General features: G+C 46.5%; 16 protein-coding genes and 1 pseudogene. 2 read left to right on the top strand and 15 right to left on the bottom strand.

Features of this window, described 5'->3' with window-relative positions:
* Nucleotides 1–23: 23 nt before the first annotated feature.
* The 10 genes and pseudogenes from MLD56_RS07690 to MLD56_RS07645 form a co-directional block, all read right to left on the bottom strand.
* Nucleotides 24–920: a 5'-3' exonuclease gene (locus tag MLD56_RS07690; protein WP_029516496.1), complete on the bottom strand. Its 897-nt coding sequence runs from the start codon at nucleotides 918–920 to the stop codon at nucleotides 24–26.
* Between the two features lie 72 nt (nucleotides 921–992).
* Nucleotides 993–1,358, bottom strand: coding sequence for an arsenate reductase family protein (locus MLD56_RS07685; protein WP_152526694.1), 366 nt, complete (start codon nucleotides 1,356–1,358; stop codon nucleotides 993–995).
* Between the two features lie 12 nt (nucleotides 1,359–1,370).
* Nucleotides 1,371–2,324 (bottom strand): annotated as a pseudogene (locus MLD56_RS07680) (RluA family pseudouridine synthase); the annotation flags it as partial.
* A gap of 21 nt (nucleotides 2,325–2,345) precedes the next feature.
* On the bottom strand, nucleotides 2,346–2,909 hold the full coding sequence (locus tag MLD56_RS07675; RefSeq protein WP_029516494.1) for a cob(I)yrinic acid a,c-diamide adenosyltransferase: 564 nt from the start codon (nucleotides 2,907–2,909) through the stop codon (nucleotides 2,346–2,348).
* Nucleotides 2,910–2,927: 18 nt separating this feature from the next.
* Nucleotides 2,928–3,497, bottom strand: a complete 570-nt coding sequence (locus MLD56_RS07670; RefSeq protein ID WP_029516493.1) for a type 2 periplasmic-binding domain-containing protein — start codon at nucleotides 3,495–3,497, stop codon at nucleotides 2,928–2,930.
* A 101-nt stretch (nucleotides 3,498–3,598) separates the two neighbouring features.
* Nucleotides 3,599–3,805 (bottom strand): aspartyl-phosphate phosphatase Spo0E family protein, encoded by a 207-nt coding sequence (locus MLD56_RS07665; protein WP_029516492.1) that lies wholly within the window; start codon nucleotides 3,803–3,805, stop codon nucleotides 3,599–3,601.
* A 114-nt stretch (nucleotides 3,806–3,919) separates the two neighbouring features.
* Nucleotides 3,920–5,131, bottom strand: a complete 1,212-nt coding sequence (locus MLD56_RS07660) for an aminotransferase class I/II-fold pyridoxal phosphate-dependent enzyme (RefSeq protein ID WP_029516491.1) — start codon at nucleotides 5,129–5,131, stop codon at nucleotides 3,920–3,922.
* 12 nt (nucleotides 5,132–5,143) lie between these two features.
* On the bottom strand, nucleotides 5,144–5,644 hold the full coding sequence (locus MLD56_RS07655) for an Lrp/AsnC family transcriptional regulator (RefSeq protein WP_013370105.1): 501 nt from the start codon (nucleotides 5,642–5,644) through the stop codon (nucleotides 5,144–5,146).
* Nucleotides 5,645–5,786: 142 nt separating this feature from the next.
* Entirely contained in the window at nucleotides 5,787–6,173 is a 387-nt protein-coding gene (locus tag MLD56_RS07650) for a spore coat protein (RefSeq protein ID WP_029516490.1), read from the bottom strand.
* A gap of 31 nt (nucleotides 6,174–6,204) precedes the next feature.
* On the bottom strand, nucleotides 6,205–6,441 hold the full coding sequence (locus tag MLD56_RS07645; RefSeq protein WP_029516489.1) for a hypothetical protein: 237 nt from the start codon (nucleotides 6,439–6,441) through the stop codon (nucleotides 6,205–6,207).
* A gap of 114 nt (nucleotides 6,442–6,555) precedes the next feature.
* Here MLD56_RS07645 and MLD56_RS07640 point away from each other — a divergent pair, with 114 nt between their 5' ends.
* Complete coding sequence (locus tag MLD56_RS07640) at nucleotides 6,556–7,794, top strand: NAD(P)/FAD-dependent oxidoreductase (protein WP_029516488.1); 1,239 nt, start codon at nucleotides 6,556–6,558, stop codon at nucleotides 7,792–7,794.
* A 75-nt stretch (nucleotides 7,795–7,869) separates the two neighbouring features.
* Here MLD56_RS07640 and MLD56_RS07635 read toward each other — a convergent pair whose 3' ends face one another.
* From MLD56_RS07635 to MLD56_RS07620, 4 genes are all read right to left on the bottom strand, one after another.
* Complete coding sequence (locus MLD56_RS07635) at nucleotides 7,870–9,123, bottom strand: MFS transporter (protein WP_069012839.1); 1,254 nt, start codon at nucleotides 9,121–9,123, stop codon at nucleotides 7,870–7,872.
* A 115-nt stretch (nucleotides 9,124–9,238) separates the two neighbouring features.
* Nucleotides 9,239–9,946: a hypothetical protein gene (locus tag MLD56_RS07630; protein WP_029516486.1), complete on the bottom strand. Its 708-nt coding sequence runs from the start codon at nucleotides 9,944–9,946 to the stop codon at nucleotides 9,239–9,241.
* A 54-nt stretch (nucleotides 9,947–10,000) separates the two neighbouring features.
* Nucleotides 10,001–10,414, bottom strand: a complete 414-nt coding sequence (locus MLD56_RS07625; protein ID WP_013309402.1) for a DUF350 domain-containing protein — start codon at nucleotides 10,412–10,414, stop codon at nucleotides 10,001–10,003.
* Nucleotides 10,415–10,472: 58 nt separating this feature from the next.
* Complete coding sequence (locus tag MLD56_RS07620) at nucleotides 10,473–12,842, bottom strand: endonuclease MutS2 (RefSeq protein ID WP_029516485.1); 2,370 nt, start codon at nucleotides 12,840–12,842, stop codon at nucleotides 10,473–10,475.
* A gap of 149 nt (nucleotides 12,843–12,991) precedes the next feature.
* Here MLD56_RS07620 and MLD56_RS07615 point away from each other — a divergent pair, with 149 nt between their 5' ends.
* Nucleotides 12,992–13,351 carry a phage holin family protein gene (locus MLD56_RS07615; protein ID WP_029516484.1) on the top strand — a complete coding sequence of 120 codons (360 nt, stop codon included), beginning with the start codon at nucleotides 12,992–12,994 and terminating at the stop codon, nucleotides 13,349–13,351.
* A gap of 151 nt (nucleotides 13,352–13,502) precedes the next feature.
* Here the strand turns inward: MLD56_RS07615 and MLD56_RS07610 are convergent, their stop codons facing one another.
* Nucleotides 13,503–15,527 (bottom strand): cell division protein ZapA, encoded by a 2,025-nt coding sequence (locus MLD56_RS07610; protein WP_029516483.1) that lies wholly within the window; start codon nucleotides 15,525–15,527, stop codon nucleotides 13,503–13,505.
* Nucleotides 15,528–15,729: the final 202 nt, after the last annotated feature.

Genomic DNA, 15,729 nt, shown 5'->3' with positions numbered 1-15,729 from the left:
CCGTATCAAGCCTAACAGCTTCATTATGATCCGGTTGCGACACCCATCAATGTACACAAGCTTTTCATTTCAAGCTGCTCAAACTTGTCTACAATTTGCACGTGATCCAGCGTCAGCAGACAGCTATCCAAAGCACATGCTACAGGTACACCGCAGTGAATTTCAGCAAGCTTGCGTGAAAGATGCAGCATATCCAAATCACTCTCAATTTTTTTACGGACCGAGGGTGTTAATTGATCCAAATTCTCCAGAATGCCTTCAATAGAGTCGTATTCCTGTACCAGCTTGAGTGCCGTTTTCTCACCAATACCTCGTACTCCTGGATAATTATCGCTTGCATCCCCCATTAGGCCTTTAAGGTCCACCACTTGGCGTGGCTTAAGCCCTTTTTCAGTCAGCAGGGTCTCCGGGGTGTATACCATATAATTGCCGTGCCCTTTTTTCATAATAATGACCCGTGTCCGATCATCCACTAATTGAAGTAAATCATGATCTCCCGAGAGAATCATTACATTCATGTCCTCATTTTGCGAATAATGGCGTGCAAGCGTACCGATACAATCATCGGCTTCAAAACCTTCCGCTCCAATGTTGGGAATGCCGAGGCTGTCCGTCACTTCACGAATCAATGTAAATTGGGGAATCAAATCATCTGGTGCGTCGGCTCGGTTTCCCTTATACGCAGCAAAGTGTTCCCCACGAAATGTCGTTCCGCCCATATCCCAGCAGCAAATGACATGTGTAGGATTAAACGTTTGGACTGCATCCCAAAAATATCGAATAAAACCATATATGGCGTTCGTTGGCACCCCAGCTTTTGTACGACGGATATAACCGTTTGCGGCGGTTGCATAATAAGCGCGAAATAGCAGGGCCATGCCGTCAACCAGCATTACGGATTGTTCATTGCGTTGTGTCACAGATTGTATTGCTCCCATTCATCATAATATTTAACCCCCACAGTATAACATATCGTGGGGGTAAATTGGGCGTTATTGAGCTCCCCATGTGCCCTCAAATGTTTCCTCTTTGAATCCTACCGTTACTTTGTTACCGTCGGTTACAATCGGGCGTTTGATTAATCTTCCATTTGAGGATAAAAGCGAAATTTGTTCTTCAGGGCTCATGTCTCCCAGCTTATCTTTCAGCTTTAACTCTTTGTACACCTCACCGCTTGTATTAAAAAACTTTTTCAGCTCCAGCCCACTTTTGCGAATTAAGTCTTCCAATTCCTCCGGGCCGGGCGGCTGTTCAAAAATAGGAATCAGTTTCGTCTCATGTCCCTTGTTTTGCAGCCATTTCACTGCATTACGACAGGTACTGCATTTAGAATACTGATATACTTTCAGTTGGCTCATCGCTAGATTAACCTCCATTTGGTTTTCTCTTAAAAGCTCCTGCATTTCAGCCATATCGTCAGGCAGCGGAGCATAGAACGTCAGCCGCTCCCCGGTTACAGGATGCTCCAAGGACAGCTCTGAGGCATGCAAGGCTTGTCGAGGCATTCTGGCATCAAGCTGGTCATATCGTTCACATTGCGCAGCATCATCAGGTGTAATCCGGTACATTTTATCTCCGATCAACGGACAACCGATATATGTCATATGCACTCGAATTTGGTGCGTACGCCCGGATTCCAACTTTAGTCCGATGCGGCTTCCCCCGTTCCACACTTCCTCCAGCTTATACAGCGTAAGGGCAGGGTAACCATCCGGGGTCACCATACGTAAATGCGGATCATCCGGGTTGCGGTCAATCGGTCCGTCTACCTTACCTTCCTGCAGCTCAGGGTGCCCATGCACCAGAGCCGTATAGCGCTTATCCACCGTTCCCGCAATCATCTGCTCAGAAATATGCTGGTGTACATACGGATTTTTAGCTACTACCAGCACACCCGTCGTCTCCTGATCAAGACGATGAACAGGACGAAACCGGAACAGCTCTCCCTTGGCCTGCCAATAATGCACAACCCCATTAGCCAGTGTTCCTGTGTAATGTCCGTGAGTCGGATGGACAATCATGCCCGCCGCCTTGTTCACCACTAATAGATGTTCATCCTCAAACAATATCTCAAAAGGAATGGGTTCAGGTAAAATATCATCAGAACGCTCGCGCTCCATACGAATTTCTACTCGATCCCCGGACTTCACCTTTACGCTGATGTACACACGGGTCCCGTTCAGCATAATACCTTGCTCGGTCAGCTTGAGTTTGGATATTAACTTTCGAGAAATGTTCATACGTTTTTGTAAAATAGTCTTCAGCAGCATGCCCTCCTCCTCAGGAGGGATCGTATATACGATAGGTTCATAATACAAGCTCATCACAAATTCCCGGTTGCCTCCTTATTTGCGGAACACTTTTTTGCTGCGCACATATTCGACATCGGGCACACCCTGACGGACATTCGCTGTACGAGCAACGGCAAAGAAATAATCAGAAAGACGGTTCAAATACCGACGTACCGCCGGATTGATGTCTGTATGTTTACCTAGTGTAACAGCACGGCGTTCCGCGCGTCGGCAAACTGTACGGCAAACATGAAGCGTTGAGGATAATGTGCTACCACCCGGTATAATAAAACGCTCCACCTTCGGATTTTCCTCCTGACATGCATCAATCCAGCCTTCCAGTCGCTCTGCCAGCTCGTCTTTCACCTTATATTTGCTTTCACTAATTTTAACAAACGCCAAATCCGAACCACAATCAAACAGCTCCTGCTGTATTTCTTCCAATTGAGTCCGAATATCCGCAAACTCTTCCCCTTCGGCAAAACTGATCGCTTGTCCTACAAAGCTGTTCAGCTCGTCAATTGTACCGTATGCCTCCACACGGTCATCATCTTTGGACACTCGACCGCCGATCACAGAAGTTTGTCCTTCATCACCTGTTCTGGTATAAATCCCCATTTCATTCTATCTCCTTTATCATTCCGTAAGTGCTTTCAGCACCTTGATGGCTTCTTCCTTATTGCTTGTACGAGGCGGCACGGTAGCAAATAATGTTTTGGAGTTATATTTTAGCTCCTTAAACATCTTCATCTGCTCCACCGGAATTCCGAACAAATGAGTTTCCTTGCTTACATCTGTACCTTCTTCCTCTTGCCCCTTCTTCTTAAATACGCCGCCCTCGAACACGCCCCGAGCGTACGTCTTCTTGTCAAAAGCATCATCTAACGGCAGATTCGAGCCATTCTGTCCATACAGCTTCATGTCCTCTTCAGGCAAAAGAAACAGATCATGCTCCCCGGCCGCATATTCTACAACCAGCTTCTGCTGGTTATACAGCGGACTGACTGAAATTTCAATAGTCGGAGCCTGTTCGCCCAGCTTATCCTTAAGCTTTTGTGCCAGATCTTCACGGATGACTGAAGCATCCCCTTTATCCATAATAAAAATGGAGAAGCTGTCCTTGTCCCGTCCCCCACATCCAGCCAATAATACAAGTGCCAGCATTCCGATGATCCATGGCGCTAGCCTTTTTAGCCCTGCTCTCATATGTACGCCCCCTCTTCCATGCCATTAATATATCATAAGTTGTGAACGCAAAAAAAGAAGGCCCTACGGCCTTCTTCTTACATTTGGCTGACTTCACACGGTTATACCTTGCATTCCGTACCATACAGCTTCATATATTCATTGATTTTCAAATCGAGCTTGCAACTGATCTGGATAACAAGATCAGAGGTGAAGGACTGCTCTTCCTGAAACGTCCGCATCATCTCATTCCGCAGGAACAAAATTTCATCTTCCAGGGAAATGTCGTATCCTATTGAACTAGACAAATTATATCCAACATATGACATGAGCATTCCTCCTACAATTGAAAAATTGAACTTCCTGCTTCCGATTTCAAATTATAGCATAGAAATTTAGAAATAAAAGACTATTTTTTATGAATTACCCATAAAAAAATAATTTTAACCTTCTTTTCTTACTTTTTCTACAAAATGACCAATCCGATCCAGTGCCTCCGTCAGCTGAGCAACAGAAGTCGCGTATGAGCAACGAAGATAGCCTTCGCCTCCCAAACCGAACACATTACCCGGTACAGCCGCAACTTTAGCCTCTGCCAAAAGACGCTGTGCAAACTCATCTGAGCTGAGTCCCGTGCTTTGAATACTAGGGAAAACGTAAAAAGCCCCTCTTGGCTCATGGCATTCCAGACCGATTTCCCGGAACCCTTCAACCATCAGACGGCGACGCTGATTATAGGCTTCTACCATACGATCTTTCTCACCCAAACCATTCCGCAAGCCTTCCAGTGCTGCAACTTGCCCCATAGAAGGCGCACACATTACGGTGTACTGATGGATTTTGAGCATAGCGGCAATCAGATCTGGATGCCCGCATGTATATCCAATACGCCAGCCTGTCATGGCGAAGGCTTTGGAAAAACCACTGACGAGAATCGTACGATCCATCATACCAGGCATAGCGGCAAAACTGACATGCTTCTCTCCATAATTCAATTCAGCATAAATTTCATCAGAAATGACGATCAAATCATGCTTTTCCACGACTTCGGCAATCGGAAGCCAATCTTCATAAGTCATCGTAGCCCCAGTCGGATTGCTCGGATAGCATAAAATCAGCACCTTGGATTTAGGTGTAATTTTTGCCTCCAGTGCCTCAGCCGTCAGCTTGAATTCATCTTTAGCAAATGTTTCAATACCTACTGGAATCCCGCCTCCAATCGCAGTGATTGGAGAATATGAAATGTAGCACGGCTCGGGCACGAGAATTTCGTCGCCAGGTACAATTAACGCACGCAAAGCAAGATCAATCGCCTCGCTTCCCCCAACGGTTACGATAATCTCATTTTTGGGATCATAACGGACTTCAAATTGCTCATTCAGATAATCACTAATCGCTTCACGCAGTTCTGGCGTTCCCGCATTAGACGTGTAGCTGGTAAAACCTCGCTCCAATGAATAGACACAGGCTTCCCGCATATGCCAAGGGGTTGTAAAATCCGGTTCGCCTACACCAAGGGTAATAATATCCTTGTTGCCACCCACCAAGTCAAAAAACTTACGAATACCCGAAGATGGGATCTCGCGCACCAACGGGGACAAATAGGAACTCATAGCTTTGTTACTGTCGGTAAATGCTTCTGTTTTGAGATTCATCATGATCTTCCTTTACGGCGAAATCATCAGACGATTATCTTCCTGATGGTCCTCAAAGATAATTCCGTCCTGCTTGTATTTTTTAAGCGTAAAATTAGTCTTGGTAGACAAGACCGAATCAATAGGCGACAGTTTTTCCGACACAAAATTAGCGACCTCACGGAGATTGCGGCCTTCAACCTCTACCAGCAAATCGTATGCTCCGGACATGAGATAGACCGATTTAACTTGCGGATATAAATAAATCCGTTCTGCAATCCCTTCAAAGCCTCTTCCACGCTCGGGTGTAATCTGTACTTCGATCAAAGCGGTAACCTTTTCGTCATCGACTTTGTCCCAATTGACTACAGCGGCGTATTTGACGATCACATGTTGGTCTTCGAGCTCTTTAATTGAGGTGCGAACATCCTGCTCGTCAACCCCCAGCATAGTAGCCAATAGAGTCGGTGTTCTTCTAGCATCTTCTTTTAACAATTCCAGTACTTTTAATTTCAATTCATTCAGCTCTGTCATTCTACATAAGGCCTCCATCAAAGAGATTACTATACATCATACAATACGCACTTTAAACCTGCAAAGAAAAACCGTCCACTCCGGTAAACCCGGCAGGTGGACGGCTGTTATGGGAATCTGCTTCAAAAACGGAAAATCCCGTTTACATATAATAAGGGTTGTTTTGATGCGTAGACTGGCCTTGCTGGTGCATAGATTGACCATATACTCCCGCGGATGCCGACTTTTGCTGAATGAACTGTTGGCATTCTTGTTGGGTCTTGCGAGCTTCTTGAATCTGTTTGTCCAAATCGATGCGCAGTGCTTTAGTTGGAGTGGCGTACATATTGTTTTGGCTCATCAGATGATACAAATCACCTTGCAGACGCAATGTATCATTCGTAAGGTCGGTGAACATCTGACGCACGGACGGACAATTGGATTCTGTCGTCGCCGTTGTGTACTCGCGCACCGTACGTTTCATATCAGCAAGAATGGTATAGAGCAAATCTTCTTCGGGCATAAATGACATATTGTTTTGTGAATACATTCTGTCAAACCTCCTTTATTGTAAATCCAAATTACTGCTGCGGTTGCATTGGGGCAAGCTGCTGATGCTGTTGAAGAGCATTAGAAAGCAGATTCAAGTGGTGCTCATGAGTTCTTGCCAGTTGCAAACAGGCTTGTTGGACGGCTGGGTGCTGAATAGAAGCCGCTGTCGCCGCACTTTGTTTGAGTAGTAGTTCTTCATTGGAAATGGAGTCCACGATGTACTCCAGCTCTTTGCCTGACAAGGGTTGCATGTTCGTAGATTGCATAATCTCTGTGCCTCCTTGAATGTTTTGTTGCACGCTGGTTATCTTGTCCTTTTGGCGAAATACTATGTACACATAAGAAATACTACATATTACCTTATGAGGAGTGCTATTTATATGGAATTAATAAGCGGGAATACATATTGGCCGAGTACCTTGGAGAAAACATTGGATTTCCCGCCTTTGGCAGAGGATTTAAATTGTGATGTATTGATCATCGGTGGCGGGATGGGTGGATCGATCTGCTCCCGACTGTTGGGAGAACGACAGGTAGACACCGTGGTTATTGACAAGCGCAAGCTAGTACATGGAAGTTCTTCGGCCAATACCGGACTGCTGCAATATAGCAATGATAAGACCTTAACGTCCTTCATCAATACGTTTGGTGAAACGAACGGTGTACTGTTTTACCGTATGTGCAAAGATGCTCTGGATCAGTTGGAAAAACTGTCTACCACGCTGGAAATTGATTCGTCCTTTATACGCCGAAGTAGCCTGTACTATGCAAGTACATCGGAGGATGTGCAGACGATTCAAGAAGAGTACAGACAGCTAATCCGGTTTGGATTTCCTGTCGAATACTGGGATGAACAACAGATTGCTGCCCGATTTCCTTTTCGAAAACCAGCAGCCTTATACACGCACGAAGATGCCGAGGTTAATCCATTTTTGTTTGCCCAAGGACTGCTTCGATCCGCCAGCCGTCTCGGTGTACGCTTATATGAGCATACGGAAGCCAAGCATTTTGAATTTAACGAAAATGAAGTTGTTTGTCATACCAGCGGTGGCATTATCCGAGCGAAAAAAATCATTTTTGCAACGGGTTATGAAACACAGGAGATTAAAACAGACCGTGGAGCCGTTCTGGAAAGCTCATATGCTATCGCCACCAATCCAATCGGAGATACTCCCTTGTGGCATGAACAGTGTCTCATCTGGGAAACTGCTCGTCCTTATCTATACATGCGCTCCACACCGGAAGGACGTATCATTATTGGTGGTTTGGATGAACCTGTATTGGACGCCAACCAACGTGAAATCAGGCTACTACACCAACAACAAAAGCTGCTGCAAGCACTACAGGAGCATTTTCCCAGTGTGCCATTTCAGATCGACTACGCTTGGGCGGCTGTATTCGGCTCCTCTCACGACGGCTTGCCGTATATTGGTCCACATCCGCGTTTTCCAAACTGCTATTTCTTGGAGGGTTACGGGGGAAATGGGACGGTTACGAATATGATGGCCGCACAGCTATTGGCTGATGAACTGACGGGCACACACCGACCTGAAATGGAGCTGTATTCTCTGACCCGTACGACCAAACCCTCGCCAGAAGCAACAAAACCAATGGTTTAACATATGAATACAAAAAGAACCTCCTTTCGCCTATATAAGTGAATTCTGAGGTTCTTTTTGTGTTGAATTTTCCTGTTACTCCGTTTGCTTGCGCCAGCGTTGTGCATGGGAATGAGAATTGCTTCGCTTTGTCTTCTGTTCCATCTTCAGCACATTTCGCATAAAAAACCAGCCGATCACTGGCATTAATGCAAGTCCAATCAACAACCAAATCATCGCTGTAGGAGCCTTGCTGATACTTAGGACGCCCAAGAAAATGAGTGTACCGGTCAACCGTCCTACCATTAAGCACAGTTCACGCAGTACAACCAGTTCCACTCTCTGATTCGCATCTCCTTCACTCGTACCCATTAAATCAAAACTCGCTGAGATCATAGGAATTAAATACAAGGGCAGGAATATAGCGGTGCCGATCCCCATAATCAGTAGCGTGATATACTCCATACGCCACAATAAGGGTAACAGCGCAATCACCAACAATACAGCACCCAACAGCATACCAGCCGAGCGATAGTGTGGCTTGAGCCATTTTCCGACAGCCCAAAAGCTGAAAAATGAAACCGCCGAGGTGATAAGTGAAAACTGTGCCAGCTTCCATTCCTGTTGAGTAGCTACATACACGAGCAGCGTAATCAGGAAGGCAAAAACCCCTTCACGGATGCCCTGGGTAACAAGCGATAACGACAAGGGACGCCACATGCTCCCTTTTTGTGACAATCGTTGCTTAGGCTCCTTCCAATTGTAGTTTCCTGTCGGCTTACGCTTGCGAAGAAAGAAACTAAGTACCACTCCTACGACATAAAAAGCTAAGGAAATACTGAATATTACTCGATAACCCGCATCATCCTCCATACGAGCAATAATCCAACCAGACAGCCAAGGACCCACGATACCGGAAAACGAACCCAGCAGACCGACCCATCCGTTAAAATGATCGCGACTTGCCTGATCTGTGACTTCGAAAAAAATGACATTAAACGCCAGCCAGAATAAACCTAATGCTGCACCCAATAACATTCCGAGCGGCCATATGTAGTTTACAGCCTGCGGTCCCGTATATAACACGATTAAATAAAACAGACCGGACAGTGCTGTCCCCACGCGCAGGGCATTCATTTTGTTATGTTCCTTGACCCATTTCCCAGCCACCCAGACCATAATTCCCAGCGCAATTTGTTGGCTGACATTAAACCAGCCAATCATCGCGTAATCCTGCCTGCTCTTCCATAAATATACGTTGAGAAATGTGCCTGACAATGCTGCTGCAAACACAAACAATCCATTCAAGCTTAATAGCAGAATGGATTGTCCGTTCAGGTTTGATTTCAATGCAGTTCCCCCTAACCGAAAAATCACCAATCAGCTTATTTCAAGCCAGCTTGTTCAAAGATTTCTTCGATTAAGATGCCCGTATTGAGCTTGAGCCTATCCGGGGGATTGCTATTTAATTGTTGGAAATACCGCTGAGCTTCTCCAGCATCCGCAGTCGGTCATTCTCTGACAATGTGTGCTGGACATGAAAACAGCTAGGACAAACATAAACATTCAAGACGAATGGCAAGTCCAGAACAGGTTTGCCAAGTGCTGGCGACATCGACGGTTCAAAGCCTTCTCTGGTTACGGTTTGCGAACCCGCATGCAGCATGTATTCTCCACATTGGAAGCATTCAAGAACCTCATCTTGTCTGTCGAGTATTTGTTCAGCGCCTTGTTCATAAGCCATCAGATCCGCACCGCTTTCTTCAAATTTTTGCAAAGTATGCAGCACAGGCAGCTTATGAAGCTCATTATCCTGCAACAACGGTGCATCAACTGGTTTATCAACTACGATTTCATCCTCTGCCTCATATAAAATATCCTGCTCCTCTTCATCACCGAGCTGAATACTCAATGTACGATAACCCTTCAGGTCTTCTTTTCCATGAGAGTGTGGTACCGGGGTTACAGAAGCCGAATGATCATGTTTTGTCTCTTCATGTCCATGCTCGCCGGCATGTCTATGAACAGGTGGAGAAACAGACTCCTCTTCATCATCGGTGATGTCAGAGTAACCTTTCAGATCATTATGGCAATAGGGACACTCTTCCTCAGGGCCCAATTCTTCATCCCAAATAATTTCCATGTTACACCATGGACAAATAGTCATTTCCAAGCTTTATCATCCTTCCGTTCCAAGCGTATACCAAGCTCTAGTATACAGGATGTGTCAAGTTACACTGGCACCGATCACATAAGATAACGATATTGAAATAATCATGGAAAACAAGCCGACAGCACGGTTATCCTCTTTAATCTGTTGATCGATAGAAAATACCGGTGTCAGAAACTCAAAAAGAAAGTACGCCGCAAGTAGCAGTAAAAAGCCAACGAACGACCAAATCATCGTATCGTACACGCTGGATTTGGCTTCCATTGCAAAGCGGAGCACGTTGCAAATACCGAACATTTTCCCTCCCGTAGCCATGGCTACTGAAACATTGCCGCGCTTGATCTCTTCCCAGCATTTATAGCGGGTTACCAGCTCAAAACACGACAAAAATACAATTAGCTCCAGCACCGCCACCGAGAAATAACCCAGCATCATCCCCAACGGATGTGACAGCAATTCATCAATCGCCATCTTCACTTCGTCCCTCCCGTTCTACCAAGCGTTCCCGAGCAAAGCCGGCAACCCATAGCTATTCCAATTCAGCAACGGTTACGCCTGTGCCGCCTTCATTGTAATTACCGATACGGTAGCTTTTCACATGTTTATGCTTGCGGAGGTACTCCTGAATACCGGTTCTCAGAATACCCGTACCTTTGCCATGAATAATGTGTACCTGACCCAGATTGGCCAGAAACGCTTCATCCATGAAGCGGTCCACTTCCATCAAGGCTTCCTCCACGTTCGCCCCCCGAAGATCAAGTTCACTTCGTACGTTATCATCCCGTGTCCGTTTAACGCCAGTGACTGGTTTTTGAACTCTTGGAGTCGTTGTTTGGGCAGGTTGCAGTAGTTCCAGATCATCCAGACTGACCTTCATCTTCATGATCCCCAATTGAACCACAGCTTCCTTGGTACCGGACAGTTCAACCACGTGGCCTTTTTTATTCAGACTGTGAACGGATACTTCATCGCCAGCCATGATAGAACGAGTACGCGTAGCGGCCGGGCGTTTGACAGTACTTTTCTTGCGTTGCTTCGGTTCAGCCTCATCCAGTTCTCTGCGAGCTGCAATCAGCTTGTGCTCCTTAACCGAAGCCCCTTCTTCCTGAGCCAATTTACGCAAATCAGTAATGATTTTCTCAGCTTCGCTACGAGCCTTATCCACGAGAACTCTTGCTTCATCCTCAGCTTTTTCCAGCATACGGTCCCGTTGGGACTCCAGCTTATCCAGCTCCATCTGATGACGGCTACGCAATGCTTCCATTTCTTTACGCAACTGCTCCGCTTTTTCCCGTTCTTGCTCAGCTGTCAAACGGTTCTGCTCCAGTGACGCAATCATGTGCTCAACGCGCTGGTCTTCTTCTGTTACCTCACCACGGGCATAGTCTAAAATGCGCCCTGGCAATCCCAATCGCTCGGCAATGGCAAATGCGTTACTTCGTCCGGGGACACCGACCAGAAGGCGGTAAGTCGGGCTTAAGGTAGCAACATCAAACTCCATGCTTGCATTAATAATTCCTTTACGCTCATAGGCATACGCCTTCAATTCACTATAGTGAGTCGTCGCAACCATACGGCAACCCATGGCATGTATATGCTCCAAAATGGACACAGCCAAAGCCGAACCTTCCGCGGGGTCCGTTCCTGCCCCCACTTCGTCAAGCAATACAAGACTTTTGGGCGTCATATTTTTCAGGATGCTAATGATATTGGTCATGTGGCTGGAAAATGTACTTAAGTTTTGCTCAATGCTCTGCTCGTCACCAATATCAGCATAGATTGCATCAAATACACACAGCTGGCTTTCATCCTCAACAGGTACAAACAGTCCAGACATCGCCATCAAACTAAGCAGGCCAATGGTTTTCAGGGTAACGGTTTTCCCCCCTGTGTTCGGTCCGGTAACGATAATGGAGGTGTATGAATTGCCCAGCTCCACATCTATGGGAACGACCTGTTCCAACGGAATTAGAGGATGTCTGCCTTTTTTCAGCTTCAAGTACCCTCGGTCATTCATTAAAGGCAAGGTTGCCTTCATTTCACGGGCGAGACGCGCTTTTGCAAAAATAAAATCAAGATTGCCCAAAACGTCCACATCATACAGCAACATATCCGCTTGTTCTGCGACAAGTGCGGTCAGCTTTTGTAAAATGACTTCAATTTCACGCTCTTCTCTCAGCCTTGTTTCCCTCAGCTTATTGTTCATGGCTACGATAGATTCAGGCTCGATAAACAATGTTGCACCTGACCCGGATTGATCATGAACAATTCCGCCAAAATAAGAACGGTATTCGGCCTTAACCGGGATCACAAACCGATCTCCACGAATCGTAATCAACTGATCTTGAAGCATTTTGGATACAGTTGAGGAACGAATCATGGAATCCAGCTTCTCACGAATACGCACTTCTCCCGAGCGCAGCTCCCGACGGATTTGTGAAAGCTCTGTGCTGGCAGAATCCAACACTTCTGCATTTTCGTCAATACAGCCTTTGATGGAGTTTTCTAAACTTCTCTGCTCCGAAAGCTGCTCACTCCAATACAGCAATGTTTCGACAGGATTTTCTTCATGCAAACTTGTCACGTATACTTGTATACGGCGTGCGGCCTGAACCGTTGTCCGAATGCCAAGCAACTCATGCGGGCTTAATGTTCCACCAATACGGGCACGCTTCACCGCCGGAGTGATATCCACTACTCCGTTAAATGAAGGCACTCCTTTGAGGCGATCAGCAGCATAGGCCTCATCCGTACCTTTCAGCATTTTCTTGATATGCTCCAAATCATCGCTGGGCTGTAGCCGAAGGGCTGTCTGTTGTCCCGTTGCCGTTTGGGCATAGTGACTTAGTTTATTTAGAATTTTTTGATATTCAAGGGTTTTGAAAATTTTAGAGTCCAACTTCACTACTCCTTTCACTTATATCTATATTATACCGAAAGCAGCAAACTTACGCTATTTGCCAACTCTGTTTTACACATAAGAAAGCTCTTCATGCCACACACTAACCTTTGTCTAACCCTGATTCAAAAAACAAAGGAGGTTATTCCGTGAGCATTCTCGGGCACATTGTACGTTTCATCGTTGCCGCTCTGGTGCTGATGGTCGTAAGCTGGATCGTTCCCGGATTTAGTGTAGGCGGCTTTTGGAGCGCGCTGATCCTAGCCATTGTCATTGCCTTGATTGGCTATATCGTCGAGGCGGTGTTTGGTCGACGCGTCTCCCCATTTGGACGCGGTATCGTAGGTTTTCTTGTGAGCGCTCTGGTGATCTGGGTCGCTCAATATGTCGTCGCTCATGTCAGTGTTTCCGTTCTGGGCGCATTGCTCGCTGCATTGGTTATCGGGATTATCGACCTGTTCATTCCGGTATCGACACCGTTTGAAGCCGGTCGGAAAAACGGGAATTAATTTCAGTAATCGCTTCTGGCAAAGCTGTCCCGAAGCAGAATTCATCTGCCAAAGGACAGCTTTTTGTCATTTACACCTCTGAGTGGATACAATAAACAAACAATCCCCGGCAATGAGCAGCCGGGGATTGCCTTACATGTATAATCCGTATCTACTGATCCTGTTCGATAAGTTCAATCCATTCATTATACTCAGTTTGAAGCTTGGTGTATTCTTCCTGTAATTGACGTAATTCCGTAGAAATCTTCTCCGAATTTTCCCGATCTACGTCCTGTTGTACTTGCAACAGACGAAGCTGATGCGCTGCCATTTCATATTTTTGACCCACTTCGTCCAATTCAGACTGCAAGGCCATCCGTTCCTGCTCTATGGACTGCTGTTCAGCCTTCGCCGTTTTGGCAGTTTCAACAGCCAAACGAATTTCCTCCTGAAGCTGTTCCTTTTGTTGAACCGTTACCGCTATTTCCCGCTCCCAAGAAGCAAATTCTTCCTTACGGGCAGCATCTTCAGCTTCCAAACGTTCCGCTTCAGCCTTCAACTGATCGTATTTAAGCTGCCATTCCAGGGATTCTTCCTCAGCACGTTCCAGTTCACTCCGCCGTTCTCGATTTTCCTGCTGGAGCTGCTTGATATTTTGCTCCAGCTGTCCAGCTCGGCTCTTCATGCTTCCATATTGCTCCTGAAGCGATTGATACGCCTTAGTTCCCTCTTGCTCTCGGACTTTGGCTTTCTCAAGCTCATCCTGAACGCGAATCAGCTCAGGTGAAAGCTCCTTGATTCTCGCTTCGAGTTGAACTAGCCGTTGCTGTTGTGAAGCAAATTTATCATTAATAGCTTCGAGCTCAGCCGCTGCGTGCTGTAATTGCTCTTGTATTTCTTCCTTCTGTTCACGTGCTTCCAGCAAGGAGAGCTCCAGCTCATCAACTGCCACCTGGCGTTCTTCTGCAAGCTTCTTCCATGACTTCTCGCTTTCAGCTAGCGTAGCCAGCTCACTTTGCAGCTTGCGAGAAGATACGTGAGCTTGCTCCAACAGCTTCTGCATCCGCCGCTGTTCTTCCTCCAGCTTAGCCGTCTGCTGCTGCTTAGCCTTGGCTTCAGCTTCTAATTGATCATATCGACTTTGCAATTCTTCACGTGCAAGCGTATCTGCCTGCTCTCGCTCTATCGCAGCCTGTCGCTGTGTTTCCAGCACAGACTCCAGCTCGGACTGTTGTTCCTTCAGTACTCTTGCTTGCTCTTGAGCCTCTCCCAGACGAGAAGAAAGCTCTGTACTGCCTGCCTGTACTTGTTCTAATTGTTCCTGAAGCTCCTCGACCCGAATCTCCTGCTCCAGTGCAGCTTCATCAGCTCGTTTCTGTGCTTCTTGATGCTGGAGCTTTTCTTCATTCAACGCCAATTCAGCCTGTTTACGTTCCTGCTCCAGCTGCTCATTCAGTCCGGAGCACTTAGTTTGCCATTCGCTTACCTTCTTGCTATGCTCTTGCTGCAAAGCAGATCGCAGCTTGTCCAGTTCTGTGCGCTTTTGCTCCTGATGAGTCTTCTCTGCAGCTGACAGCTTGGCTTCAGTCTGTTTAGCCGCTTCAAATACTTCCTTCTTCATCTGCTCTTCTATCTGCCGGATACGCGCATTGGCCGCCTCCTGCTGCTCTTTCAGCTTGCGAGAAGCTTCTTGACGGGACTCCTCCAATTCACGTTTAGCTTGTTTTTGTCCATTTTCAAGTTCAGCCGCTTTTTTCTCCTGCTGTTCCAGCTTTGCCCTCAATTGGGCGATCTCCTTGGCTGATACAGATTCGGTTTCCATCAGCTTCTTCTGCGTTGCTTCCTTTTCTTCCTTCAGTTGAATAAGAGATTGATGCATATCTGTATTTTTCTGCTGTTGTTCCCCTAGAGCTGTCTGGAGTTGCGCCAGATCTCCCCGGAGCTCTGCTCGTTCCGCTGCTAAGCGGTTCATATGACTCTGAATTTCCTGGATTTGTACAGCTTCTTCTGCCATATGAACCGCAGCCAGCACGGCAATTCGGGGCATATCCAGACGCGAATGAGCTTGAGAAATGCTGTGCATACGCTCATCCACGTAATTGGCAACCTGCTTCATATAATCGGTATTGCTGCCGACGAGTTTATAAGAAGTACCGTAGATCTCTACAGTGACGCGAGTACGATCTGGTGTAGTCACAATTATGCCCTCCTTCAATACTACTGTATGTTGATTCTAAGGTGTGTCCGGTACTATGGTAACCCGCCTTCCGTGAAGCGTTCAACCTTATTAGTCCGGCTTCCCCGCAGCGGGTAATTATCAGAGTAAGAGAGCTTCTATGATGATAGGCCAAAAAGCCGTATCGAACCTCTGTCACTAAGATTCGATACGGCTTCCCGCA

It is taken from the genome of Paenibacillus peoriae, from assembly GCF_022531965.1.
In the GTDB taxonomy this organism is placed as follows: Bacteria; Bacillota; Bacilli; order Paenibacillales; family Paenibacillaceae; genus Paenibacillus; species Paenibacillus polymyxa_D.
Note: the sequence above shows the minus strand (reverse complement) of the source record. Positions and strands in the feature narration are given on the sequence as shown.

Coding starts and splice junctions, on each gene's coding strand:
- MLD56_RS07685 (WP_152526694.1), bottom strand. CDS start 1,358: ATGAGCCAACTGAAAGTATATCAGTATTCTAAATGCAGTACCTGTCGT.
- MLD56_RS07675 (WP_029516494.1), bottom strand. CDS start 2,909: ATGGGGATTTATACCAGAACAGGTGATGAAGGACAAACTTCTGTGATC.
- MLD56_RS07670 (WP_029516493.1), bottom strand. CDS start 3,497: ATGAGAGCAGGGCTAAAAAGGCTAGCGCCATGGATCATCGGAATGCTG.
- MLD56_RS07665 (WP_029516492.1), bottom strand. CDS start 3,805: ATGTCATATGTTGGATATAATTTGTCTAGTTCAATAGGATACGACATT.
- MLD56_RS07660 (WP_029516491.1), bottom strand. CDS start 5,131: ATGAATCTCAAAACAGAAGCATTTACCGACAGTAACAAAGCTATGAGT.
- MLD56_RS07655 (WP_013370105.1), bottom strand. CDS start 5,644: ATGACAGAGCTGAATGAATTGAAATTAAAAGTACTGGAATTGTTAAAA.
- MLD56_RS07650 (WP_029516490.1), bottom strand. CDS start 6,173: ATGTATTCACAAAACAATATGTCATTTATGCCCGAAGAAGATTTGCTC.
- MLD56_RS07645 (WP_029516489.1), bottom strand. CDS start 6,441: ATGCAATCTACGAACATGCAACCCTTGTCAGGCAAAGAGCTGGAGTAC.
- MLD56_RS07640 (WP_029516488.1), top strand. CDS start 6,556: ATGGAATTAATAAGCGGGAATACATATTGGCCGAGTACCTTGGAGAAA.
- MLD56_RS07625 (WP_013309402.1), bottom strand. CDS start 10,414: ATGGCGATTGATGAATTGCTGTCACATCCGTTGGGGATGATGCTGGGT.